Here is a 24,176-nt window from a genome sequence, read left to right as displayed (position 1 = left end):
GGGCTGCGCCGACCAAGCAGCGAATGAGCAGGCACGATCCCGCCGCAGGCCGTGCGAATATGGGCGACGTGACCCCCGCCAGCCTCGCCCCCATTCTGCTCGTCCTCGGTGACGAGGAACTGCTCGCCACGCGCGCGGTCACCGAAGCTGTCGCGAAGGTTCGCGGCGTCGACCCCGAGGTGGACGTCCGCGAGTACCAGGCCAGTGCGCTCACCGTCGGTGAGATCGCCGAGATGCTCAGCCCCTCACTGTTCGGCGGACGGCGGCTGCTGATCCTGCGCTCCGGCCAGGATGCCCGCAAGGACCTGGTCGCCGCGCTGTTGGCGTACGCGAAGAACCCCGACCCGGACGTCCAACTGCTGGTGCTGCATCTGGGCGGCGCGAAGGGCAAGGCGTTCGCCGACGGCCTGCGGGCGGCCGGCGCAACGGTGGTCCCGGCCGGCAAGCTCAAGGGGCACCGCGAGCGGGTGGCCTTCGTCCGTGACGAGATCCGCCGGGCCGGGGGGAAGTGCACCGACGACGCCGCCGAGGCGCTCATCGCCGCCGTCGGCAACGACCTGCGCGAGCTGGCCGCCGCCTGCTCCCAACTGATCGCCGACACCGATGGGCGGATCAGCGCCGAGACGGTGTCCCGTTACTACCGGGGTCGGGTCGAGGTGACCGGCTTCACCGTGGCGGACGCCACAATGGTCGGCGACGTGCCGGCCGCGCTCGAGGCACTGCGGTGGGCCCTGCACGTCGGGGTCGACCCGGTGCCCATCGCCGACGCGCTGGCCGACGGGGTGCGGACGGTGGCCCGGGTGGCGTCGGCCGGGCGGGGCAGCCCGTACCAGCTCGCCAGCAGCCTCGGCATGCCCGCCTGGAAGATCGAGCGGGCGCAGCGACAGGGGCGGGGCTGGACGCCGGAGGGACTGGTCCGGGCCATGCAGGTCGCCGCCGAGTGCAACGCGGCCGTCAAGGGCGGGTCCGACGACCGGGCGTACGCCCTGGAACGTGCGGTCTTCTCGGTTGCGGCGGCCCGGCAGGGCAGCACCAGGTGACGGGGGCGAACCGCCCAGTGTGGGCCACCATGTCCGTGGACGAGGAGCGGTACCGGCCGCTCTACGCCCGGCTCCTCGGCCTGCGGTTCGTCAACCCCGGTGGCGTGCTGTGCTTCCTCTTCTTCGAGGGTGCCATCGCCCTGGCGGTCCTGCTCGCCCTCGCCGAGTTGGTCAGCTGGTGGGCGGTGCTGGTGCTGCCGGTCGTGGTGGCGGCCATGGTCAAGCTCAACGACATGGTGGCCGCGGTCGTGGTCCGCTCCGCCGCGCTCGTACCCGAGCAGGAACGGGACCGGTTTCGCCGGCAGATGGAACCGGTGGTCGGCCGAGCCCGGGTGGAGTGGATCTCGCACAGCGTTCCCGGCGTGGTGATCACCGCCGACCCGCCGCCACCGCAGCGGCGGGCCAACCCGTCAGACTGAGCACCGACCCCGGCAGGGGCCCGCACCGAACGGCCGGCCCGGAGAAGCCCGGCCGGCCGCTGGGCCGGCGCTGTTCGAGGAGGCACGTCGGCCGACCGACGACTACCAGGACACACGGAAGCCCCGGGCCTGGGCCCGGGGCTTTCCGAATCAGTCTGACGGTGAAGTCGTCAGGCGGAGAGCGCCACCACGCGCTTTGCGATCGCGGACTTGCGGTTCGCGGCCTGGTTGGAGTGGATCACGCCCTTGCTGACGGCCTTGTCCAGCTTGCGAGAGGCGTCCAGCATGAGCGCGGTCGCCTTCTCGACGTCACCGGCCTCGGCAGCCTCGTGGAACTTCCGGACGGCGGTCTTCAGCGACGACTTGACCGACTTGTTGCGCAGCCGGGCCTTCTCGTTCTGCCGGTTGCGCTTGATCTGGGACTTGATGTTCGCCACGCGACAGCCTCGTCTTGATAGCTCGGGTTGGTCAGCTTATTGCGCATGATGACGAACATGCGTCACCGCTGCGCGAAGAGCCAGGTTACCAGGTCGCCCGGGACGAGCCAAAACGGCTCGGCCGAAACCGCCTCCGCCCGGTTCGCGGGCTCATCCGGACGCTCGACGCTTGATCCACTCGCCTTCCTGCAAACCGGGCCATCCGACCACGGCTGACAGCCCGACTTCAAGAAACCCGAGTCGATCACGGGCCGCCGGGGCCGCCGGGGCCGCCGGGCCGCCGGGGCCGCCGGGCCGCCGGGGCCGCCGGGCCGCCGGGGCCGCCGGGCCGCCGTCACTGCCAGCCCTGGCGGTCGGCCAGCCAGCTGAGCGACTGCTCGCCGCTCCATCGCTGGTGTGCGCGCCGGTGCGGCGAGGCCGTGGGCGGTGCGGACGTGGCGCCGGTGAGGTAGTAGCCGGCGAGCGCGGCGAGCGCGGCGTCCAACGCGTCGGCGGGCGCGCCCGCGCACGCCGGGTGCGTGGCGAAGAGCCGGTCCGCGTCCAGCCCACTGGCGTACGCGGTGAGCAGCAGGCCGGCCAGGTCGAACCAGGCGGGCCCGGAGCAGACCCAGGTCCAGTCGCAGAACCAGGCTCGGCCGTCCGACCCGATCAACACGTTGTCGAGCCGTAGGTCGCCGTGGATCAGACCGGTCGCCCCGGCGGCGTACCGGGGGAGGAGCGACTCCAACTCCACCAGCTCGGGCAGCCGGGCCAGCAGCGGCGCGGGCAGGGGTGGGGTCGGCTCGCGACCGGCGGCGACCTCCTCCCACCAGAGGATGTCCGACCGGGCCAGGTCGGCCAGGCGCGGCAGGCCGAGCGCGGTCAGCTCGGCCGGCGGGTCGGCCAGGGCGGCGGCGATCTGCGCGTACCCGGCCAGGGTGGCGTCCAGCTCGGCGGGCACCCAGGGCAGGCTCGGGGTGTGCCCGTCGACGGCGTCGGTGCACAGCACGAACCAGCCGGCCGCGGAGAGGGTCCACCGGGGGCGGGGCGCCGGCAGGTCCACCGGCAGCCGGTCGAGGATCGCGGCCTCTCGGGCGTACCAGTCGACCAGATGCGGTTGCTCGGCGGCGGGTGCGGCCTTGACGAAGGCCCGAGCACCGTCGGCGGTGTCGAGCACGGCGGCGAAACCTCTGGTGAAGCCCGCGCCCGCGACCCGGGCGGTGACCACCGGCGCGCCGAGCCGGTCCGCGACCGCGGCCCGCAGCGCCGCCGGTAACGCCGGCCACGACGGGCGCTGGGCGCTCGCGTGGTACGGCACCGGCGGCAGTTGGGGCGAGGACACCCCACCATGCTGCCCTGGGGTACGTGCACGACGCGCGGCGGCACTGCCAGACTGCCAAGCCATGAGGACCGAGGACTTCTGGCAGCTGATCGACGAGGCGCGGGCGGGCGGCGGTGGTGAGCCCGGCCCGGTCGCCGCGCGGGCCGTCGCGCTGCTCGCCGAGCGCGACCCGGAGGACATCATCGGGTACGCGCGGCATCAGACGCGGGTGCTCGCCGCCTCGCACAAGGCGGATCTGTGGGGCGCGGCGTACCTGATCAACGGTGGTGCCTCGGCCGACGGCTTCGAACACTTCCGGGGCTGGCTGATGACGCAGGGGCGTGCCGTCTTCGCCCGCGCTGTCGCCGAACCGGACTCGCTGGCCGAACTGCCCCAGGTGCGGGCGGCCTCGCTCACCGGCGAGGAGTTCTCCGCCGAGCAGATGCTCTCGGTGCCCTGGGACGCGTACCGCAAGGCCACCGCTACCGACCTGCCGGCGGACCGTGACCCGGTGCGGACGCCCGACCTCAACGACTTCTGGGACTTCGACGACGAGGACGAGGCGCGCCGGCGGCTGCCCCGGCTGGCCGCGCTCTTCGTCGAGCCGCCGATGGAGTGAGGGGTTCTCGGGCCGATCCATCGCCCGCGCAGTGGGGGCACCCCGGCGGCGTGGGAACATAGAGGGGGTCGGCGGCGCGCCGGCCTGTTCACGTCAGCCGACCAGAACGGACCGCTGTGCCACCGAAGCTCGATCCCGGCGCGAACGCCCCTGGTGCCACCGACCCCGGTCGCATCCGGAACTTCGGCATCATCGCCCACATCGACCACGGGAAGTCGACCCTGGCCGACCGGATGTTGCAGCTCACCGGCGTGGTCGACCCCCGGCAGATGCGCGCGCAGTACCTGGACCGGATGGACATCGAGCGCGAGCGCGGCATCACCATCAAGAGTCAGGCCGTCCGCATGCCGTGGACGATCCGCGAGGGTGAGCGGGCCGGCGAGCACGCCGTGCTCAACATGATCGACACCCCGGGGCACGTGGACTTCACCTACGAGGTGTCCCGGTCGCTGGCCGCCTGCGAGGGCGCTGTGCTGCTGGTCGACGCCGCCCAGGGCATCGAGGCGCAGACCCTGGCCAACCTCTACCTGGCCCTTGAGAACGACCTGCGCATCATCCCGGTGCTCAACAAGATCGACCTGCCGGCCGCGCAGCCGGAGAAGTACGCCGAGGAGCTGGCCCACCTCATCGGCGGCGACCCCGCCGACTGCATCCGGGTCTCCGGCAAGACCGGCGAGGGCGTCCCGCACCTGCTCGACGAGATCGTCCGGCAGTTCATCCCACCGGTCGGCGACGCCGAGGCGCCCGCCCGGGCGATGATCTTCGATTCGGTGTACGACGTCTACCGCGGCGTCGTCACCTACGTCCGCGTCATCGACGGTCGGATCAGCGCCCGCGAGCGGATCAAGATGATGTCCACCGGCGCCGTGCACGAGCTGCTGGAGATCGGCGTCATCTCACCCGAGATGGTCAAGGCCGAGGCGCTCGGCGTCGGCGAGGTCGGCTACCTGATCACCGGCGTGAAGGACGTCCGGCAGTCCCGGGTCGGTGACACTGTCACCATCAACAGCCGGCCGGCGGCCGAGGCGTTGGGTGGCTACAAGGACCCAAAGCCGATGGTCTACTCCGGCCTCTACCCGATCGACGGGTCCGACTACCCGAACCTGCGCGAGGCATTGGACAAGCTCAAGCTCAACGACGCCGCGCTGGACTACGAGCCGGAGACCTCCGGCGCGCTCGGCTTCGGCTTCCGCTGCGGCTTCCTCGGCCTGCTCCACCTGGAGATCATCCGGGAGCGGCTGGAGCGCGAATACAACCTCGACCTGATCTCCACCGCCCCGAACGTCGTCTACCGGGCGATCACGGACGACGGCGAGGAGATCGTGGTGACCAACCCGAGCGAGTACCCCACCGGCAAGATCGCCGAGGTGTACGAGCCGGTGGTCCGGGCCACCGTGCTGACCCCGAACGACTACGTGGGCGCGGTGATGGAGCTGTGCCAGGGCCGGCGCGGCACCCTGCTCGGCATGGACTACCTCTCCGCGGACCGGGTGGAGCTGCGCTACACGCTGCCCCTCGCGGAGATCATCTACGACTTCTTCGACCAGCTGAAGAGCCGCACCAAGGGCTACGCGTCGCTGGACTACGAGCCCTCCGGCGAGCAGGCGTCCGACCTGGTGAAGGTGGACATCCTGCTGCACGGCGAGCCGGTGGACGCGTTCAGCGCCATCGTGCACAAGGACAAGGCGTACAACTACGGCGTCACCATCGCCGCGAAGCTGCGCACGTTGATCCCGCGCCAGCAGTTCGAGGTGCCGATCCAGGCGGCCATCGGCAGCCGGGTCATCGCCCGCGAGACCATCCGGGCGATCCGCAAGGATGTGCTCGCCAAGTGCTACGGCGGTGACATCAGCCGCAAGCGCAAGCTGCTGGAGAAGCAGAAGGAAGGCAAGAAGCGGATGAAGATGGTCGGCCGGGTCGAGGTGCCGCAGGAGGCCTTCATCGCCGCCCTCTCCTCCGACTCCGGCGACGGCAAGGCCGCCGGCAAGAAGTAGTTCACGACGCTGTACGCGCCCGGGTGTCACACGCCCGGGCGCGTCGCGTTTCAGGGCGTCCCGGTCGCCCCGCGTGGTGTGGGCGTCGGCGTCGGCACCGTCTCCACTGGCGCGGGGGGCGGGGTGCTTCGTGCTGGGAGCGTCGGCGCTGTGGCGCGGGGCGCTGTGGTGCGGGTGTTGGGGCGCGGGGTGCTGGGGCTCGGCGCTGTGGTGCGGCGGTGCGACCGTCGGTGCGGCAATTTTTTCCGTCGCTGTCGTCGGGTCGGTGGGTCGACGAAACCGCCTCCTACCTGTGTGGACGCACTCACGGGCCAATCGACGCGTCGCTGGAGCATCGACGAGTGACGCTCTTCTTCGGGGTGAGTCGGTTTGGGTTTTCGGGGGGCCGGGCACTTAGCCGTCACGACAGGAAGCACACAGCTCGTGTGTCAGACATTCTTAGAAGGAGGGCGACCGTGGAGTTCACCGTGTGGGGCATCATCACTGCGATCGTTGTTGGTCTCATCGTCGGCGCGCTCGGCCGTCTGGTCGTCCCGGGCCGGCAGAACATGCCGATCTGGCTGCACATGCTGATCGGTATCGGTGCGGCACTGCTGGGCACCGTTCTGGCGCGGGCCATCGGCATCGCGACCGAGACGAGCGGTGTCGACTGGGGCGAGCTGCTGGTGCAGGTCGTGGTCGCGGCGATCGCTGTCGCGCTGGTGGCCGGTGTGGGTGGCCGCCGCCGCGTGACCCGGTAACACCACGGCACCAACCCTTACCAGCGACACCATCGATGGGCGCCCGGCCGACAGGTCGGGCGCCCATCGACGTTCCGCCCGCCACGGGTGGGCGTCGCCGTCTTCGTACCGTCGCGACGGCCTCCCGCCCGACGTTTCGGCAGGCGGCCCGATGTCTGTCTGTGCGGCCGAAGGTCCGCGGCGTGCAGCTCGCGGTCTACGCGGCGCAGCCTCCCGAGTCTGCTGGCGACTTGCCAGGCGTGCGGCGAGCCGGACCGCGGTCATCGTTTCGGTTCCCGGGGGAGCCGGGGGTTCCGGGTCGCCGCACTGGCACGCCGCAGCCCCGTATCTCTGCCAGCTCCGGTCGAACGACGACACCGCCGAATGCGGCGACCCCTTGTTGAACGCGGCCAGTGGTCGTGGGTGGGTCCCCGGTGGCCGGGCTGGCCGGGAATGGGCCGGGTGGCCCGTGCCGGTTGTCTGTGCCCGGAGGCCGGGGCCGGTGTCCGGTGTCCGGAGGCCGGTGGGCGGTGGGCGGGGGTCGGGGCCTGCGGTGGAACGTGCTCCTGTCGGCCAGATCGTGATCGTTTGGTGAGTGAAGTCGGTTTGGAATTTGGGTGGGTCGGGCAATTAACGGTCACGACAGGAAGCACACGCACCGTGTGTCAGACATTCTTGAAGGAGGGTGGCCGTGGAGCTCACCGTGTGGGGCATCATCACTGCGATCGTTGTTGGTCTCATCGTCGGCGCGCTCGGCCGCCTGGTCGTTCCGGGCCGGCAGAACATGCCGATCTGGCTGCACCTGCTGATCGGTGTCGGTGCGGCACTGCTGGGCACCGTCCTGGCGCGGGCCATCGGCATCGCGACCGAGACCAACGGTGTCGACTGGGGCGAGCTGCTGGTGCAGGTCGTGGTGGCCGCGATCGCTGTCGCGCTGGTGGCCGGCGTGGGTCGCCGCCGCAGCATCACCCGATAACGACCCGGCATCATCTGGTAACACCCCACCACCGGTGGGACAGCACCACTCGAAAGAGCGCCCGGCCACGCCGGGCGCTCTTTCGTGTTGAAGCGCCCAACTTTGGCCCGACGTCGGAGTGCCCGCCGGTGGGGCGCTGCGGTACGTTCGCCACGCTTCGGCCAGCGCCACCCACTGTCGTAAAGGAATTCTCCGTACTAGGGTGCGGCGGAGAAGGTTAGTTCCAGGCGGCGCGAGGGGAGAAGTGGCGTGAACAGGTGGAAGCGGTTGGCCCCGGTCACCGCCATGGTGGCCTCGGCCGCGATGGTGCTGACCGGCTGTGGGGGCTCCGGCGACGACGCGGCCGACGACAGCAAGCTCACGGTCTGGATGATGGGCGAGGGCGGGGACGCGCAGAATTCCTTCCTCGACGGGGTCGAGGCCGAGTTCCGTCAGAAGCACCCCGACACCGATGTGGTCGTGCAGTACATCCCCTGGCTGGAGGCGCCCAAGAAGTTCCAGGCCGCGCTCGCCGGCGGTGAGGGACCGGACATCACCGAGCTGGGCAACACCGAGACCCAGGGGTGGGCCGCCCAGGAGGCGCTCGCCGACGTGAGCAGCCGGATGGGTGGCTGGGCGGACGGCAAGGACCTGCTGCCCGACCTGGTGCGTAACGCGCAGCTCGACGGCAAGCAGTACGGCGTGCCCTGGTACGCGGGTGTGCGGGCCATCTACTACCGCACCGACTGGTTCGCCGAGGCTGGCGTGCAGCCCCCGAAGACCTGGGACGACCTGGTCAGCGTGGCCAAGGCCGTGCAGGCGAAGAAGAAGGGCACCTACGGCATCGCCCTGCCGGGCAACTCCGAGCTGCCCTTCTACTCCTTCCTCTGGGGAGCCGGCGGTGAGATCGCCAGCAACCAGGGCGGCACCTGGAAGTCCGGCTACACCACGCCGGAGGCGCAGCGGGCGGTCAAGTTCTGGACCGACCTGGTGACCGTCCACAAGGTGGCCCCGCCGGCCGCCGCGGGCTGGAACGAGATCGACGCGCGTACCCAGTTCGCCACCGGCAAGGCCGCGATGGCCTTCGCCGGCAGCTGGCAGCAGGGTGCCATCAAGAAGGACAACCCCGAGATCGAGAAGGTCTGGGGTACGTTCCCGATCCCCGGCCCGGACGGCAAGGCGGCGCCCGGTTTCGCGGGCGGCTCGGACGTGGCGATCTGGAAGGACAGCGAGCGGCAGGACCTGGCCTGGGACTACCTGACCGTGCTGCTGAACAAGAAGAACGCGCAGAGCTTCGCGAGCAGCCTCGGCTTCTTCCCGGTCTACCAGGATCTGGTGTCCGGTGACGCGTACGCGAACGACAAGGTGATGGCGGCGTTCGCCACCACGATGCAGAACACCAAGCTCACGCCGCTCACCCCGAAGTGGGTGGAGGTCAGCCGGACGAAGACGGTGACCCAGGCGATGAACAGCTCGGTGATGAAGGGTCAGAAGACGGTCGAGAAGGCCACCGCCGACGCGGCCACCGAGATGGAAAGCATCCTCAACGCCAAGTGAGCACGCTGACCGAGGTGCCGGAGGCGGCCGCCGCGCGGGACACCCCCGCGCGGCGCCGTCGCCGGGTGGACCGCCTGCCCTACCTGCTGCTCCTGCCCGCCCTGCTGATCATCGGGGTGCTGCTGCTCTGGCCGCTCGGCCAGGTGGTGGTGATGTCCTTCTACCGGCTGAACAGCGTCCGGCAACTACGCGGCGATCGGGAGTGGCCGTGGGTGGGGCTCGGTAACTACACCGACATTCTCTCCGATCCGTTCTTCCTGACCGTGCTGCGCAACACGGTGCTGTTCGCCGCGGCCAACGTGCTGCTCACGATGGTGCTCGGCACCCTGGTGGGGTTGCTGCTCAACCGGCTCGGTCGCAAGATGGCGACGTTCGTGGCGAGCTGCGTGATGCTCGCCTGGGCCACGCCTGCGCTGACCGGCACCATCGTCTGGAAGTGGATCTTCGACGATACGAGCGGCCTGGTCACCTGGTTGTTCAACGCGCTGCCGGACGGGCTCTCGAACGGCCTGTTCGGGCGCAGCGACTGGACCGGCTACGGCTGGTTCAACTCGCCACTGCTCTTCTTCGCCATCCTCACGCTGGTGGTGGTCTGGCACTCGTTCCCGTTCATCGCGGTGAGCGTGCTCGCCGGGCTGAAGAGCGTGCCGAGTGAGCTGCACGAGGCGGCCCGGGTGGACGGCGCCAGCCCGTGGCGGGTCTTCTGGAAGATCACCTTTCCGTTGCTGCGCCCGGTCTTCGGAATCCTGATCGTGCTCTCCACGATCTGGGACTTCAAGGTCTTCACCCAGCAGTTCGTGCTGGCCGGCGGCACCCAGGACCGGCCGACGTTCATGCTTGCCATCTACTCGTACGCCGAAGCGTTCTCTCCGCCGCCGAAGTACGGGCTCGGCGCGGCCATCGCGGTCATCCTCACGCTGATCCTGTTGGTGGTCACCGGCTTCTACGTACGCATGGTGCTCAGGCAGGAGGACGAGTCGTGAAGAAGGTCGCCCTCAACGGCGCCGGGCTGCTGGTCGCGCTCTTCGCGGCGTTCCCGGTCTACTGGATGATCTCCACCTCGCTGAAGCCGAGCAGGGAGATCTTCTCGGCCACCCCGCAGCCGGTGCCGACCCACCCGACGCTTGAGCACTACCGGGAGATCCTGACCGGCAACCTGATCCCCGGTGTCAGCTTCCTCGACTTCTTCCTCAACAGCGCACTCGTCGCCGTCTCGACAGTGGTGCTCAGCGGTCTGGTGGCGTTGCTCGCCGCGACAGCTGTGGCCCGGTTCCGCTTCAAGCTGCGGACCAGCTTTCTGATCATGCTGCTGGTGGTGCAGATGATCCCGCTGGAGGCGTTGGTCATCCCGCTGTTCCTGATGATCCAGCGGCTGGGGCTCTACAACACCCTGCCCAGCCTGATCCTCACGTACCTGGGTTTCTCGCTGCCGTTCGCGGTCTGGATGCTGCGCGGCTTCGTCGCGGCGGTGCCGAAGGAGCTGGAGGAGGCGGCGGCGATCGACGGGGCCAGCCGGGCCCAGACCTTCCGCCGGGTGCTCTTCCCGCTGGTCGCGCCCGGCCTGGTGGCCACCAGCATCTTCTCCTTCATCACCGCGTGGAACGAGCTGATCTTCGCGTTGACGTTCATCAACGACCAGGGCAGCTACACGCTGCCGGTGGCGATGACCTTCTTCTTCGGTCGCGACGACACCAACTGGGGTCCGGTGATGGCCGCGTCCACCCTGTTCACCCTGCCGGTCATCATCTTCTTCCTGCTGGTGCAGCGTCGGATGGTCTCCGGTCTGGTGGCCGGCGCCGTCAAGGGCTGAGGGTCGCCCCGGTACCGGTAGACGATCTTGAGGGCGGGTCGACCCCGCCGGCCCCCGCTAGGCTGACCGTCATGACGGGCAGGGTGGCAGCGGTGAACCTCGGCGTGGTGACCGAGGCGGAGTGGGCCGGCGACGCGAGCGGGCGCAGCGGCATCGACAAGCGGTCGGTGGACTCGCCTGTGCTGTTCCGCGTCGACGGGGTGGTTGGCGACTTCATCGGCGAGCGGGCCCACCACGGGGGCGAGGACCAGGCGGTCTACGCCTACGCGGAAGAGGACGCCGCCTGGTGGGCCACCGAACTGGGGCGCGGTATCGGGCCCGGCGGCTTCGGCGAGAACCTCACCACGTACGCGGTGGACCTGACCGGCGCGGTGATCGGTGAGCAGTGGCAGGTCGGATCGGCAGTGCTCCAGGTGACCAAGCCGCGAACGCCGTGCGCCACCTTCGCCGGCTTCTGGGGCGTACCGGATCTGATCAAGCGGTTCACCGTCCGGGCGCTGCCCGGTGCCTACCTGCGGGTGCTTCGCGAGGGGGAGGTGGGCCCGGGTGACCCGGTCGACGTGGTGGACCGGCCCGCGCACGGGGTGACCATCGGTGAGGTGTTTCGGGCCACCACCCTAGAGCCGGAGCTGCTGCCCCGCCTGCTGGAGGCACCCGACCTGCCGGAGTCGATCCGGGACAAGGTCCGCCGGCGTCTCGCCACCCGTAACTGACATCGAGGGCCGAAGGGCCCACCCGGGTGGAACGCCACGCTTTGTTATCACTATCAATAGTGATAACGTTCGGGCGTGGAGATGTCGAGAGAACGCTGGGCGGACCTGGCGCTGCACCCGGTGCGGATCCGGATCCTGCGTGCGGTCGCGGGCACCCGCCTGACCACGCAGGGCCTGCTTGAGCTGCTGCCCGATGTCCCACAGGCCACGATGTACCGGCACCTGGCGATCCTGGTCAAGGCCGGGCTGGTCGAGGTGATCGATGAACGCAGGGTGCGCGGTGCCGTCGAGCGGGTGTACGCGTTGCCCGCGCGCGGCGCGACGCTCGACCCTGCGGCCCTCGCCACGGCTACGCGGGAGGACCACGCCCGTTACTTCACGGCGTTCATGTCGAGCCTGCTGTCGGAGTTCTCCCGCTATCTCACCCGGGAGCGGATCGACTTCACCGCCGACGGCGTGGGCTACCAGCAACTCGTGCTGCACCTGACCGACGCCGAACTGGGCGAGTTCGCCGCCGGGCTCAACGCACTGGTGGGCCCGTTGCTCGGCAACCAACCCGGCGGCGGGCGGATACCGCGACTGTTGGCGACCGTCCTGCTGCCCACCGATCTGCCGACGGTCGACAGGCGCGCACCCGCGTCGACTGACGACTCCGACACGACGAGAGGGGAAGACTGATGGCATCGGTCATGGTGACCAACGATGTGATCGACATTCGATTCACCGGATGGGAGCGGGTCTGGGTCGGGCGGGAGCGGTTCGCACCGCCCCTCACCGCGGTGCGGCACGTCGCCCTGGTGGACAGCCCGCTCCGCCTGGCCCGTGGCGCACGCCGCGGATACGTGGTGTCCGGCTTCGCCAAGATCGGAGTGTGGGGCCTGTACGGGGGTCCTCGGCAGCTCGTGGCGGCCCGCCGGGCGGAACCAGGGCTGCACCTCGTTCTGGACCGGGCGGCGTTCGACGGCGAGTTCGACGAGGTGGTGCTCTCCAGCCCCGCCGCGCCGGGCCTCGTGGAGGCGATCACGCGTGCCATGGCGGCCCGCGCGTGACCGGCGACCACCTCGCGATCGAGGTGTCGCGCCTGACGAAGCGCTTCGGTGACGTCACCGCCGTGCGTGATCTGAGCTTCACCGTGCGACCCGGCGTGATCACCGGGTTCCTCGGCCCGAACGGCGCCGGCAAGACCACCACGATGCGCATGATGACCGGGCTGGTGTCGCCGACCGGTGGCACCGCCACGATCGGCGGGCGGACGTACGGCCAACTGGCCCGGCCGTCGCGCACGGTCGGCGCCGTGTTCGACGCCAACGCGTTCCACAGTGGACACACCGCCCGTGACCACCTGCGCGTCTACGCCGCGATGGGCGGATACCCGGACAGCCGCGTCACCGACCTGCTCGACATGCTCGGCCTCGCCGAGGCCGCACACCGGCGCACCCGAGGATTCTCCACGGGCATGCGGCAGCGGCTCAACCTCGCCACAGCGTTGCTCGGCGACCCCCGCGTCCTGCTGCTGGACGAGCCCGGCAACGGCCTGGACCCGGAGGGCGTGTCATGGCTACGCGGCTTCCTGCGCCAGTTCGCCGACGAGGGCCGTACCGTCCTGATCTCCAGCCACGCGCTCGGCGAGATCCAGCAGCTCGTGGATGACGTCGTGGTGATCCGGCGTGGCGAACTCGTCGCCGCCGGGCCCTGTTCCCAGCTCGCCGGCCCGCCGGCGGTGCTGGTCACCTCACCCGACGCGGCCGCGCTCGCTGCCGTCCTGACGGCCGGCCCCGCCAACGGCGGCCCGGCACCGCACGTCGAAGCCGCCGGGCCCGACCGGCTGCGGGTACGGGGGCTGGACGCGCCGGGCCTCGCCGACCTCGCCGCCGCCCATCACGTGCGGGTGCACGAGCTGGTCGTCGAGACCACCAGCCTCGAAGAACTCTTCCTCCACCTCACCAGGGACAAGGCGGTCAGCTGATGAACCTCCTGATCAGAGCGGAGTTCCGCAGGCTGCTGGCCACCCGGATGTGGGGCGGCCTGCTGCTCGCCGCCGCTGCGCTGGGCGGCGGCATGTTCGGGGCCATGGCGCTGGCGGGGCCGGAGAACTTCGACCCGCCGATGCCCGGTCTGGACACCGAGGCCGGCCTCCGCGCGATCCTCGGCATCCTCGGCTACACCGCGTTCGTGCCGGCCGCAGCCGGGGCCCTCGCGGTCACCTCCGAGCACCGACACCACACCGCCGCGGTCACCTTCCTGTTCGCGCCGCGCCGTGGGCGGGTGCTCGCCGCCAAACTCGCCACGTACGCGGTGGTCGGTCTCGCCTATGGGCTCGTCCTCGCGGGCACCGCCGCGGTGGCGCTGTTCGCCGTCGCCGCCGCCCGCGGCGTCGCACTCGGTCTGCCAGCCACCACAGTGCTGGCGCTGCTCGGCCGTATCGCCGTCGCGATGGTGGTCTACCTGCTCCTCGGGGCCGGGGTGGGCGCCCTCGTCCACCACCAGATCGCGGCGCTGTGTGTCGTGACCGGCTATCTGTACGTGGGGGAGCCGGTGCTGATGATGATCCCGGGCGTCAACACGCTGTACCCGATCCTCCCCGGCGGAGCCACCGCCGCGCTCACCGATTTCACCTACGTCGCCGACGCCATCTCCGCGGAACTCGGCAGCGGCGCCGTCCACCTCCTCCCACCGGCGGCCGGGGCTCTCCTGCTCACCGCGTACGCGGTGGCCGCCTCGGCGATCGCCGTGTTGCTGCCCCTGCGCCGGGACGTCACCTGACCGTCCCGTGCCGCCGGGACGACACGCCAGTGTCGGGGTGACCGGCGGACGGTAAGAAACGGATGACAGGGCCGAGCCCGAGCAGTTGCCCGTATTGTCCCCTTTGGGGGCGTGCGGTGGAGGCCGGGTGGAGCGCGATGTCGATGGCAACGGACGGCGGCGCCACGGCAGCGGCACCCGCCGATCCGGACCTGGAACGTCCGGCGTTTCTGGAACTCTTCTTCGACCTCGTCTACGTCTTCGCGCTGGTCACCCTGGCGAACATGCTCGCCAACGACCTGACCTGGACCGGCCTCGCCGAGGCGTTGGTGCTGCTGCTCGCGTTCACGATGATCTGGGCGCTCACCGTGTGGACGGCGGACACCATCGACCTGAGCCGTCCATCAGGGCAGGGGCATCTCATCTGGGTGGCGGCGGCCAGTCTGCTGTTGGCGGCGACCGCGGCCGACGCGTACGGCGATCGTGCGCTGCTCTTCGCGATCACCTTCGTGATCATTCCCCTCAGCACCACCGCCTACTACGCCGTTGTCGTCTCGAAGGGCTGGCCCCTGCGGCGTTCGACGATCCGGATCCAGACCTGGAAGTCCATCACCGCCGTCGGATGGATCGGCGGGGCGCTCGTGGGCGGCTCGGGCCAGCTGCCGATCTGGGCGCTCGCGGTCGTCGTCGAGTACGTCGGGGCGGTGTGCGGCTGGCCGCTACCCCGGATCGGCCGCTCACGACCCCGGGACTGGCGGCTGGTCCACGCGCGGGTGGCCGAGCGCTACCGGCAGTTCGTCATCATCGCGCTCGGGGTGTCGATCTTCGTGACCGGGACGACCTTCAGCAGGAGCCAGTACACGCTGGAGAGCGCCTGGGCGCTGCTCGTGGTGTTCAGCACGGTGGTGCTGATGTGGCGGATCTACATCTACCGCGCCGGTGAGCTGCTGACCGACGCGATCGTCCGGTCGACCGACCCGGCGTTGTTCACCCAGTCCGCCGCGATCACCCATCTGATCATGGTGGCCGGCATCGCCGGCGCGGCGGTCACCAGCGACCTCGTGGTGAATCGACCGTTGGGTGAGACCCCGCCGTCGTGGGCCGCTGTCATCCTCGGCAGCCCCGCGTTGTACCTGCTCGGCCGGGGCCTCCTCGATTTCACCGTGTTCGGACGCATCTCGCGCTCCCGGCTGGCCGGCGTGGTGCTGCTGGGGTGCCTGGCGCCGGCCACGCCCGTGCTGCCGCCGATCCTGGTCGCCCTGCTCGCCATGATCGTGCTGGCCCTGATCGCCGTGGCGAACCTGGCCAGCACCCGACGACACACCCGTACCCCGGCGCCGCCGATGCTGGGGTGAGACTCCGCGCGGCCGGTGGGGCGACCTCTCATCGGGCCGCCGTGGTGACCTCGGCCGGTCTGCGCCGTGCAGCCAGGCCTTCCCCGGCCAGGGTGAGCAGCAGGACCAGGTTCGCCACCACCAGGACTGTCAACGGCGGCAGCCGGAACGCGCCGGGCGCGACAAGCGCGCCCAGCAACACGCCCGCCAGCAGCACGATCGCCAGCACCCGGGACCAGAGAATCCGGGCCGTCACCACGGCATCGAACAGCACGCTGCCGAGCAGGAACAGCGCCGGGCCGCCGAGGATGGCAACCATCACATCCACCGGGGTGTGACCGGACGGCCGAGCGATGACCATCGAGGTGCCGGTCGAGACCAACACCACCCCGGCCACCATCACCAGGTGCGTGTACGAGGTGGAGGTGCCGGAGCGGACCCTCTCCACGGTCGTGACGCTCGGTGGGGCCAGGATCCGCTGGACGCGCTGGAAGTAGAGCTGGAACAGCAGGACCGCGCTGACGAACGCGACTGCGCTCGCGGTCACCTGACCGGCGGTGAACCCGCTGCCGGCCAGCCCCATGCCGGTGCTCAGGATCAACTCGCCGAGCGCGACGATGAAGATCGCCCGGTGCCGCTCGGAGAGGTGCACCCCGGTGAAGATCTGGCTGGCGAGTTCGGTGCGCCCCAGCCCCGGCGTCGGCCAGCCGAACCGTGCCGAGCCGAGGTCGACCACCACCGCGAGCGACCAGAGCGCCAGCCGAGCCGTCCCGTCCACGAACACCCCGGCCACCCAGGGCGCCACGGTCACGCCGAACCAGAAGAAGACCCTGATGCTCCGGGCCTGGATCGGACGATTGACCCGGGTGCCGGGGATCAGGACGGCGTCGCGGACCAGGTGGATGCCGAAGTACGCGGCGACGAAGAGCCACCCGTACCTGCCGAAGGCGTGCGGTGTCGCGATCGCCATCAGCAGGGTGCCGAGCATGACCAGCAGGACGGTCGCCTGGATGATCGGCAGTCGGGGGTCGAACAGGTCGGTGAGCCACGCCGTGAGCACCCAGACCCACCAGGCGGCCAGCAGCAGGACGGCGGTCTGCGCCGCGTTCCGTACGGTGAGGTCCTCGCCCAGGCTGGCGGAGAGCCGGGAGAGCAGGAAGATGTAGACCAGGTCGAAGAAGAGTTCCAGGAAGGTCGGGTATTCCGGCTCGCCGCGACGGCGGAGGATCCGGGGGAGCGGAGCGGACGTCACTGCGGCTGCCTCCTGTGCCACCCCGCGCCCCGGCCAGGCGCTGCGCCCCGGCTCTGCCTACCCGTCACGCTACCGACACCGCGGCGCCCGGTGGCCCGGAAGCGGATACGGGAACGGCCCCCGCCAGCGATGGCGGGGGCCGTTCTCAGACGCAGGTGATCAGCGCAGCCAGGGGATGCTGCGGTCGAGCAGACCGCGCTCCTTGAGCTCCTTGCGCAGCGGGATCTCGTCGTCGACGTACCCGTCCCAGTTGATGCCCCAGTAGTTGGCGGTGTGGGTGCCCTCACCGATCAGCTGACGCTGCACCGGGGTGCGGTTGCGGTACCACTCGCCGTTCACGTCGGGGTGCAGCTCGTCCAGCGGACGGATCCACCGGTAGGTGTAGCCGACGAAGAGCATCTTGCGGGTGATGGTCGACAGGTTCGTCGAGCGCGAGTGCCACTGCCGGCGGTCGAAGATGAACGCGTCGCCCGGGTTGGCGGTGATCTCCACCGTGCCCTCCGGGTCCGGGTTGTGCACGCTGAGGTCCTTGGGACGGTCCAGCGAGTTCCACAGGTGGCTGCCCGGGATGACCTTGGTGGCGCCACGGCCGGTCTCGGACAGGTCCGACAGCACGTACGCGACCTTCAGCGAGAACATCGGCCGGGGCAGGTTCGGGTCCATCGTCTCCGGGTCGGAGTTCTGCCGGTACCCGTCCTGGTGCCAACCCCAGTACGGCTTCTCCGGCTCGGCGGCCGGCGGGGTGACGTCCAGGTGGTTGTGGTGGGTGTAGATGTTCCAGCCGGCCAGCCCCCACATGTACGGGAAGGCGATCGGGTGGGTCAGCAGCTCACCGAAGAGCTCGTCGCGCTCCAGGAAGCCCAGCAGGTGCAGGGTGCCGTCCTTCTTGGTGGTGCCCTTCGCCTGCTCCTCCGCGTAGACGCGGTCGACCGCCGCCTCCAGCGCCGCCCGGTGGTCCTCGGTCAGGACGTTGCGCAGCAGGAGGAAACCCTGCTCGTGGAACTCCTTGCGGTCAATGTCGCTGATCGGTTCGTAACCGGTCCGGTCGCCGTAATCGAACACCGCGTCGTACCCCTCCCCATGAGGTGAAACCTTTTCTGGCACAGGCCGCCGATCGTAACGCGGTGGCCCAGGCATCGGGGAGGGTGTGTTGGGGGATTGGGTCGCAGCGGGACCCCACGCAGCGAGAGAAACGCACAGAGTGAGATCAAGGCGATCAATAGCCGGGTTTAATGCATTTTGCCGGATTGTGCGGTCACTGCCGGTTAGGAGATCCGGGTCGGGTCAACCCTCGTTGAACACCTCGGCCACCACCTGACCGGCCGGGCTCTGCTGCCCGTCCACCCGGCCCCACGAGCCGTTGCGCGCGGTCCACTCCAGGTCGCCGAAGCGAACCCGCTTCACCCCGTGGTCCTGGGCGTGTGACACCAGCCAGTGCGCGTACCGCCAGCCGTCGCGTTGGTCGCCCGGGGTGACCGCCAACCCCGTCGGGTCGGTCGGGTCGGTGCCCTTCAATCCCCAGTCCAGCACCAGGTTGCGGGTCAGCTGCGCCGCCGCAGCCGCGCCGTACATCGCCGGGGTGCGCCCCACGGTGCAGGCGACAGCGCCGCTGGCGTCGCCGAGCAGTGCCCGGCTGAGCACCTCGGAGTCGTCGGCCCACTTCTGGTACGCCTCGGGGAACGCCGAGCGCTGCACCCGCTGGGCGGCATCGGTGACGCGCATCTTCTCCCAGCCGCGCACCTTCTTGAGGGCCGCGTAGAACCGGTTGGCCGCGTAGCGCGGATCGCGGATCTGCGCCGGGGTGCCCCAGCCCTGGCTCGGTCGCTGCTGGAACAGGCCGACCGAGTCGCGGTCGCCGTCAGCGAGGTTGCGCAATCCGGACTCCTGGTACGCGGTGGCGAGCGCGACAACGACGGCCCGCTCGGGCATGCCACGCTTCGCGCCGATCGCCGCGATGGTCGCCGCGTTGGCCATCTGGTCGGCGTCCAGCGCGACCCGACCATCGGCCTGCACCGTGCACTTCCGCGCCACCAGCGGCAGCGTGAGGTTGTCGCCGACCTGCCGTACGACGAGCCAGATCGCGATCACGGCGACGAGGATGAGCACCACTCCACCCGCCACGGTTGCCCGAGTTCGCACCCACACCCCCAGATCGACAGTCCGCCAAGCGTACGTCCCCGCACGCCCCCTCCGGGTCGTCCGAGCGGTTCGGGCCCGACTCGGGCGCCTCGGACCGGTTCGGGTCGGCTCCGTTGTCGCGTACCGGTTGGCGACGTTCCCGCTTCGGTGGCGATCTCACCTGCTCGCTGGTTCTGTCACGTGCCCGGTGCCGGCCTGTCGGGAGTGTCACCGGGTGCGCGATGGCGGGAAGCGATTGACCAGTCAAGGACTTATCCCTGTTGACATGTCAATCCGACCGACCGCCACCACCTGGGCGAGTCGGTCACCGAACGAGGAGGAGTGTCATGGGAACGCTTGACGGCAAGGTCGTGCTGATCACCGGCACCGGGGGTGGTCTGGGCCGCGTCGCGGCGCTGACGTTCGCCCGTGAGGGCGCGAAGGTCGTCGGGGCCGACCTCCAGGTCGCCGCGAACGACAAGACGGTCGACCTCGTCCGCCGCGCCGGGGGCGAGATGACCGGCATCGCGCCGGTCGACCTCACCGACCCCGAGCAGGTACGCACGCTCGTCGACGACGCTGCCGCCGCCTACGGCGGACTGGACGTGGTCTACAACAACGCGGCAGCGCTCCGCTTCGGCCCGATGCCCGACTTCTCCGTGGCGGACTGGCGCTACACCATCACCGGGGAACTCGACATTCCGTACTTCGTGTCGAAGTTCGCCTGGCCGCACCTGGTCCGGCGCGGCGGCGGCGTCATCATCAGCGCCGCCTCCATCGCCGGGACGATCGGCGGCCACGTGCCGCCGATGGTCGGTCACACCGCCGCGAACGCCGGCATCATCGGGATGACCCGACAGCTCGCGCTCGAAGGCGCCCCGCACGGGATCCGCGCCGTGGCGGTCAGCCCCGGGCCCACCCTCACCCCGGCCAGCGAACGCGACCTCGGTGACAACCAGGAGGCCCGGGACGCCATCACCGCCAAGACGCTGCTCAAGCGCTTCGCGCGCCCCGAGGAGGTCGTCGAGCTGGTGGTCTTCCTCGCCTCGGACCGGGCGTCGTACATCACCGGGGCGAACTACCCGGTCGACGGCGGCGCGACCGCCTGGTGAGCCGAGCATGGGCGCCGCGGCTCCCGGCGGCGCCCCTGACCCTCAGTCGTCCTGAGCGGGCACCCAGCGCGCCGGACGTTTGTCGCGGAACGCGGTGACCCCCTCGCGTCCCTCGTCGGACAGGAAGTAACCGGTCGAGACGGCGGAGAGCCGGGCCAGTTCGGCACGCAGCTCGGCGGTGGCCGGCCGGCGCAGCAGATCCTTCGCGCCGGCCAACGCGCCCGGCGCGCCGCGCACCAGCGAGTCGCAGTAGCCGCGCACGGCGTCGTCCAGCCCGTCCGCCGGAACCGACGCCGTGACCAGGCCGATCTCGGCGGCCCGGCGACCGTCGAAGGTGTCGCCGGTCAGGTACAGCTCGGCGGCGGCGCGGGGGTGCAGCCGGGGCAGCACGGTCGCCGAGATCACCGCCGGGATCACCCCGATGCGGACCTCGGTGAACGCGAACGTCGCCTCGTCGGCGCAGACGGCCAGGTCGGCGGCGGCGATCAGGCCGAGGCCACCGGCCCGCGCCGGCCCGGCCACCCGAGCCAGCACGGGCTTCGGGCACTCCCAGACCGCGGCGAGCACATCACCCAACATGCCGGCCGGAACCGTCCCGCTGGCGTACGCCATGGCGGTTTCCTTCAGGTCCGCCCCGGAGCAGAAAACCGGGCCGGTGTGGTCGAGCACTACCGCTCGGACCGCCTCGTCGGCCACCGCGTCCGCCAGCCCGGCCAGCAACTGGGTCATCAGGGCGGTGGAGAGCGCGTTGCGGTTGTGTGGGCTGTCCAGGGTGAGGGTGGTCACCCCACGGGCCGTGGCGACCCGCACGAGGACGTCGGGAGAAGTCATGCCGGGCACACTAGTGGCCATGCCCGGCGTCCTTCCAGATGGTGAGACCGTCCCCGTCGACGGATCGTTGCCCGCCACCGCCACCGCAGCGGTCGGCGCGCGCGGCTTCGGCGTGTACGTGCACGTGCCGTTCTGCGCCAGTCGCTGCGGCTACTGCGACTTCAACACCTACACCGCTGCCGAACTGGGCGGCGGTGCCAGCCGCGAGGGGTACGCCGACACCGTCCTGGCCGAGCTGGCGCTCGCCGCCCGGGTGCTGGGCGACAACCCGCCGCCCCGGGTCGACACCGTCTTCGTCGGTGGTGGCACGCCCACCCTGCTCCCCGCCGACGACCTGGCCCGCATCCTCGACGGGATCGACCGCACCTGGGGGCTGGCCGCCGACGCCGAGGTGACCACCGAGGCCAACCCCGAGTCGGTCACCCCGGAATCGTTGAAGCTGCTGCGGGCGGCCGGCTACACCCGGATCTCGCTGGGCATGCAGTCCGCCTCCCCGGGGGTGCTGGCGATCCTGGACCGCACACACAGCGCCGGCCGGGCCACCGCCGCCGCCCTGGAGGCGCGCGACGCCGGGTTCGCGCACGTCAACCTGGACCTGATCTACGGCACTCCGGGGGAACGGGCCGAGGACTTCGCCGCCTCGCTGGAGCAGGTGGTCGCCGCCGGGGTGGACCACGTCAGCGCGTACGCCCTGATCGTCGAGGACGGCACCCGGCTCGCCGCCCGGATGCGGCGCGGCGAGCTGGCGTACCCCAGTGACGACGTGGCCGCGGACCGCTACCTGGCGGCGGAGGCCGCGCTCGACGCGGCCGGGTTCTCCTGGTACGAGGTCTCCAACTGGGCCCGCAGCGACCAGGCCCGGTGCCGGCACAACCTGCTCTACTGGACCGGCGCGGACTGGTGGGGCCTCGGCCCGGGGGCGCACAGCCACGTCGGCGGGGTGCGCTGGTGGAACGTCAAACACCCCTCCGCGTACGCCCAGCGGCTGGCCGCCGGTGCGTCTCCCGGGCTGGCCCGGGAGGTGCTCACTGTCGACGAGGCGCACATGGAGGACGTGATGCTGCGGCTGCGGCTGGCCAGCGGTCTCCCGCTGGCGGTGCTCGACGCCGCCGGGCGGGCCGGCGCGGAGCGGGCGCTGGCCGGCGGCCTGCTGGCCGCCGACGAGTACGCCGCCGGCCGGGCGGTGCTCACAGTGCGCGGGCGACTGCTCGCCGACGCGGTCGTCCGCGATCTGCTGCCCTGAGCGCAGGGCGGGCGGTGTGCCGAACCGGCCGGGGGAGCGGCCGGCCCGGTTCACTTGATGAAGTTGGCGGTCATCGGGTAGCGGTACGGGGTGCCCTCGTTGGCCTTCACGCCGGCGATGATCCCGAACAGGATCTGGATCACCACGACGGCGATGCTGGGCAGGAAGAGCAGGCACCAGCTCACGAAGAGCAGCACGAACGCGATGATCGACCAGAGGATCTGGAAGTTCAGGGCGGCGAGGGCGTGCGCCCGGACGGTCGGCGACTGCTGGCCACGGGCCAGGTAGGCGATGAGCGGGGCGACGAAGCCCAGCGGACCGAAGCTGATCAGCGCGCCGAGCGCGCCGCCGAAGTGGGCGACCAACGCCCAGGTCTTGTCCTCGTTGGTGGCGTAGCCGCCGCCGGGGCTGCCGTAGGCCCCACCGGCCGGATAGCCGCCGGGCGGGTAGCCCCCGGGCGGGGGGTAGCCGCCTGCCGGAGGGTAGCCACCTGACGTCGGTTGGTCACCGGTGGGAGGCGGATAGCCACCGGCCGGGGGATAGCCGGCCGGGCCGGGTGCGCCCGACAGTGGTGCGGTGGGCGGCTCGGCCGACGGGAACGGGCCCGGGGAGGTCGGCTCCGGCGGGTAGTTGCCGGGCTCACCCGAACCGGGAGGGCGAGGAGGTTCAGTCATGGATGTCACGGTAGGGGCCCGTGGCAACGCCGCACCAGAGCGACACCGCCCGGCAGTGCGGGCCGATCGGCCCAGTGCGGTGGCGCGGGCCGCACCGACCGGTGGCCGTTGATCATCGCGTCGGCGGGCCTGCCGACGTAGACTGGCACTCGCTACAGTCGAGTGCCAGGACGGCTCGGCCGGCCCAGGGCGCCGGCGGCCGACGTGCGACAGGAGGTGCGGAGGATGGGTCTCGACGACCGGAAACTCGCAGTGCTCCGCGCCATCGTCGAAGACTACGTCTCCACCCAGGAGCCGGTCGGCAGCAAGGCGCTGGTCGAGCGGCACCAGCTCGGGGTCTCCCCGGCGACGGTCCGCAACGACATGGCCGTGCTGGAGGAGGAGGGTTACATCCGGCAGCCGCACACCAGTGCCGGCCGGGTGCCCACCGACCGCGGCTACCGCCTCTTCGTCGACCGGCTGTCCCGGGTCAAGCCGCTCAGCCCGGCCGAGCGCCGGGCCATCGAGCGCTTCCTGGTCGGCGCTGTCGACCTCGACGACGTGGTGCACCGCACGGTGCGGCTGCTCGCCCAGCTCACCCGGCAGGTCGCCGTCGTGCAGTACCCGAGCCTGGCCCGCTCCTCGGTGCGTCACCTGGAGCTGGTGCCGATCTCCACCACCCGGCTGATGCTCGTCATGATCGCGGACACCGGCCGGGTGGAGCAGCGACTCGTGGAGCTGCCCGGGCCGGTGCCCGCCGACGACGTCACCGACCTGCGCCGACTGATCAACGAGAAGCTCGCCAACGCCCGGCTGTCCGAGACGCCACCGCTGGTGCAGGCGCTGGTCGAGGAAGCGCCGACCGGGCTGCGACCGACCATGACCACGCTCGCCAGCGTGCTGCTGGAGACGCTCGTCGAACGGCACGAGGAACGGATCGCCCTCGCCGGCACCGCCAACCTCACCCGGGGCGGGCTGCTCGACTTCCAGGGCTCGCTGCGGCCGATCCTCGAGGCGCTGGAGGAGGAGGTCGTGCTGCTCAAGCTCATCGGTGAGACCGAGCCGAGCACGACCCGGGTGCTGATCGGCGACGAGAACGAGTTCGACAACCTGCGCGCCGCCTCGGTGGTCAGCACCGGCTACGGCCCGGGCACCACCATCGTGGGCGGGCTCGGGGTGCTGGGGCCCACCCGGATGGACTACCCCGGCAACATCGCCACGGTGCGCGCCGTGGCACGCTACGTGGGCGAGTTGCTGGCCCAGAACTGATTGGTCAGGGCCGATGCGGCCGGCTGCGGCCGCCGACCGGCGCAACGCGAGACGAACAT

Annotated in this window: 25 protein-coding genes; 18 read left to right on the top strand and 7 right to left on the bottom strand. The window is 70.8% G+C overall.

Going from position 1 to position 24,176, the window contains the following annotated elements; translation table 11 throughout:
* Positions 1 to 59: 59 nt before the first annotated feature.
* Positions 60 to 1,040, top strand: a complete 981-nt coding sequence (gene holA, locus IF22_RS0126235) for a DNA polymerase III subunit delta (protein ID WP_030336512.1) — start codon at positions 60 to 62, stop codon at positions 1,038 to 1,040.
* 29 nt (positions 1,041 to 1,069) lie between these two features.
* A complete protein-coding gene (locus tag IF22_RS0126230; protein WP_030336509.1) occupies positions 1,070 to 1,459 on the top strand; it encodes a hypothetical protein in 390 nt (129 codons plus the stop codon).
* Between the two features lie 170 nt (positions 1,460 to 1,629).
* Here IF22_RS0126230 and rpsT read toward each other — a convergent pair whose 3' ends face one another.
* Together rpsT and IF22_RS0126220 are read right to left on the bottom strand one after the other, a co-directional pair.
* On the bottom strand, positions 1,630 to 1,896 hold the full coding sequence (rpsT, locus tag IF22_RS0126225) for a 30S ribosomal protein S20 (protein WP_030336508.1): 267 nt from the start codon (positions 1,894 to 1,896) through the stop codon (positions 1,630 to 1,632).
* 334 nt (positions 1,897 to 2,230) lie between these two features.
* Positions 2,231 to 3,217 (bottom strand): phosphotransferase family protein, encoded by a 987-nt coding sequence (locus IF22_RS0126220; RefSeq protein ID WP_245233741.1) that lies wholly within the window; start codon positions 3,215 to 3,217, stop codon positions 2,231 to 2,233.
* A 61-nt stretch (positions 3,218 to 3,278) separates the two neighbouring features.
* On the opposite strand from IF22_RS0126220, the gene IF22_RS0126215 reads away from it, so the two are divergent.
* From IF22_RS0126215 to IF22_RS0126155, 13 genes are all read left to right on the top strand, one after another.
* Positions 3,279 to 3,815 carry a DUF4240 domain-containing protein gene (locus tag IF22_RS0126215; protein WP_030336505.1) on the top strand — a complete coding sequence of 179 codons (537 nt, stop codon included), beginning with the start codon at positions 3,279 to 3,281 and terminating at the stop codon, positions 3,813 to 3,815.
* Between the two features lie 116 nt (positions 3,816 to 3,931).
* On the top strand, positions 3,932 to 5,809 hold the full coding sequence (gene lepA / locus IF22_RS0126210; protein WP_030336504.1) for a translation elongation factor 4: 1,878 nt from the start codon (positions 3,932 to 3,934) through the stop codon (positions 5,807 to 5,809).
* Positions 5,810 to 6,264: 455 nt separating this feature from the next.
* Entirely contained in the window at positions 6,265 to 6,549 is a 285-nt protein-coding gene (locus IF22_RS0126205) for a GlsB/YeaQ/YmgE family stress response membrane protein (protein ID WP_030336503.1), read from the top strand.
* Positions 6,550 to 7,219: 670 nt separating this feature from the next.
* Positions 7,220 to 7,504 (top strand): GlsB/YeaQ/YmgE family stress response membrane protein, encoded by a 285-nt coding sequence (locus tag IF22_RS0126200; RefSeq protein WP_030336502.1) that lies wholly within the window; start codon positions 7,220 to 7,222, stop codon positions 7,502 to 7,504.
* Between the two features lie 249 nt (positions 7,505 to 7,753).
* Positions 7,754 to 9,040, top strand: coding sequence for a sugar ABC transporter substrate-binding protein (locus IF22_RS0126195; protein WP_030336500.1), 1,287 nt, complete (start codon positions 7,754 to 7,756; stop codon positions 9,038 to 9,040).
* Positions 9,037 to 10,023, top strand: coding sequence for a carbohydrate ABC transporter permease (locus IF22_RS0126190; protein WP_030336498.1), 987 nt, complete (start codon positions 9,037 to 9,039; stop codon positions 10,021 to 10,023). Before IF22_RS0126195 ends, IF22_RS0126190 begins: the two co-directional genes overlap by 4 nt.
* Positions 10,020 to 10,850 carry a carbohydrate ABC transporter permease gene (locus IF22_RS0126185; RefSeq protein WP_030336496.1) on the top strand — a complete coding sequence of 277 codons (831 nt, stop codon included), beginning with the start codon at positions 10,020 to 10,022 and terminating at the stop codon, positions 10,848 to 10,850. Before IF22_RS0126190 ends, IF22_RS0126185 begins: the two co-directional genes overlap by 4 nt.
* 71 nt (positions 10,851 to 10,921) lie before the next feature.
* Positions 10,922 to 11,563, top strand: a complete 642-nt coding sequence (locus IF22_RS0126180) for an MOSC domain-containing protein (RefSeq protein ID WP_030336494.1) — start codon at positions 10,922 to 10,924, stop codon at positions 11,561 to 11,563.
* An 81-nt stretch (positions 11,564 to 11,644) separates the two neighbouring features.
* Positions 11,645 to 12,241 carry a helix-turn-helix domain-containing protein gene (locus IF22_RS0126175; RefSeq protein WP_030336492.1) on the top strand — a complete coding sequence of 199 codons (597 nt, stop codon included), beginning with the start codon at positions 11,645 to 11,647 and terminating at the stop codon, positions 12,239 to 12,241.
* A complete protein-coding gene (locus IF22_RS0126170; protein ID WP_030336491.1) occupies positions 12,241 to 12,612 on the top strand; it encodes a hypothetical protein in 372 nt (123 codons plus the stop codon). Before IF22_RS0126175 ends, IF22_RS0126170 begins: the two co-directional genes overlap by 1 nt.
* Positions 12,609 to 13,529 carry an ABC transporter ATP-binding protein gene (locus IF22_RS0126165; protein ID WP_030336489.1) on the top strand — a complete coding sequence of 307 codons (921 nt, stop codon included), beginning with the start codon at positions 12,609 to 12,611 and terminating at the stop codon, positions 13,527 to 13,529. The genes IF22_RS0126170 and IF22_RS0126165 overlap by 4 nt, the downstream gene beginning before the upstream one ends.
* Positions 13,529 to 14,326, top strand: coding sequence for an ABC transporter permease (locus IF22_RS0126160; RefSeq protein ID WP_030336487.1), 798 nt, complete (start codon positions 13,529 to 13,531; stop codon positions 14,324 to 14,326). Before IF22_RS0126165 ends, IF22_RS0126160 begins: the two co-directional genes overlap by 1 nt.
* A 137-nt stretch (positions 14,327 to 14,463) precedes the next feature.
* Positions 14,464 to 15,660, top strand: coding sequence for a low temperature requirement protein A (locus IF22_RS0126155; RefSeq protein ID WP_167337344.1), 1,197 nt, complete (start codon positions 14,464 to 14,466; stop codon positions 15,658 to 15,660).
* Between the two features lie 28 nt (positions 15,661 to 15,688).
* On the opposite strand, the gene IF22_RS0126150 is transcribed toward IF22_RS0126155, so the two are convergent.
* The 3 genes from IF22_RS0126150 to IF22_RS0126140 all read right to left on the bottom strand — a co-directional run bounded on the left by IF22_RS0126150 (position 15,689) and on the right by IF22_RS0126140 (position 19,036).
* Positions 15,689 to 16,891, bottom strand: a complete 1,203-nt coding sequence (locus IF22_RS0126150; RefSeq protein ID WP_030336483.1) for a low temperature requirement protein A — start codon at positions 16,889 to 16,891, stop codon at positions 15,689 to 15,691.
* A gap of 159 nt (positions 16,892 to 17,050) precedes the next feature.
* Positions 17,051 to 17,953, bottom strand: a complete 903-nt coding sequence (locus tag IF22_RS0126145) for a phytanoyl-CoA dioxygenase family protein (protein WP_030336481.1) — start codon at positions 17,951 to 17,953, stop codon at positions 17,051 to 17,053.
* Positions 17,954 to 18,175: 222 nt separating this feature from the next.
* Positions 18,176 to 19,036 (bottom strand): hypothetical protein, encoded by an 861-nt coding sequence (locus tag IF22_RS0126140; RefSeq protein ID WP_030336480.1) that lies wholly within the window; start codon positions 19,034 to 19,036, stop codon positions 18,176 to 18,178.
* Positions 19,037 to 19,356: 320 nt separating this feature from the next.
* Between IF22_RS0126140 and IF22_RS0126135 the strand changes: the two genes are divergently transcribed.
* Positions 19,357 to 20,121 carry an SDR family NAD(P)-dependent oxidoreductase gene (locus IF22_RS0126135; protein WP_030336478.1) on the top strand — a complete coding sequence of 255 codons (765 nt, stop codon included), beginning with the start codon at positions 19,357 to 19,359 and terminating at the stop codon, positions 20,119 to 20,121.
* 42 nt (positions 20,122 to 20,163) lie between these two features.
* Here IF22_RS0126135 and IF22_RS0126130 read toward each other — a convergent pair whose 3' ends face one another.
* Positions 20,164 to 20,952, bottom strand: a complete 789-nt coding sequence (locus IF22_RS0126130) for an enoyl-CoA hydratase-related protein (protein ID WP_030336476.1) — start codon at positions 20,950 to 20,952, stop codon at positions 20,164 to 20,166.
* Between the two features lie 19 nt (positions 20,953 to 20,971).
* Between IF22_RS0126130 and hemW the strand changes: the two genes are divergently transcribed.
* A complete protein-coding gene (gene hemW / locus IF22_RS0126125; RefSeq protein WP_030336474.1) occupies positions 20,972 to 22,195 on the top strand; it encodes a radical SAM family heme chaperone HemW in 1,224 nt (407 codons plus the stop codon).
* Positions 22,196 to 22,245: 50 nt separating this feature from the next.
* Here the strand turns inward: hemW and IF22_RS0126120 are convergent, their stop codons facing one another.
* A complete protein-coding gene (locus tag IF22_RS0126120; protein WP_030336472.1) occupies positions 22,246 to 22,869 on the bottom strand; it encodes a DUF4870 domain-containing protein in 624 nt (207 codons plus the stop codon).
* Between the two features lie 225 nt (positions 22,870 to 23,094).
* Here IF22_RS0126120 and hrcA point away from each other — a divergent pair, with 225 nt between their 5' ends.
* Positions 23,095 to 24,117 (top strand): heat-inducible transcriptional repressor HrcA, encoded by a 1,023-nt coding sequence (gene hrcA, locus IF22_RS0126115; RefSeq protein ID WP_030336470.1) that lies wholly within the window; start codon positions 23,095 to 23,097, stop codon positions 24,115 to 24,117.
* The last annotated feature ends 59 nt before the right edge of the window (positions 24,118 to 24,176 follow it).

The organism is Micromonospora parva (assembly GCF_000718515.1).
GTDB classification, from domain to species: Bacteria; Actinomycetota; Actinomycetes; order Mycobacteriales; family Micromonosporaceae; genus Micromonospora; species Micromonospora parva.
The sequence above is the reverse complement of the archived record's forward strand: the minus strand, read 5'-3'. Positions and strand labels throughout refer to the sequence as shown.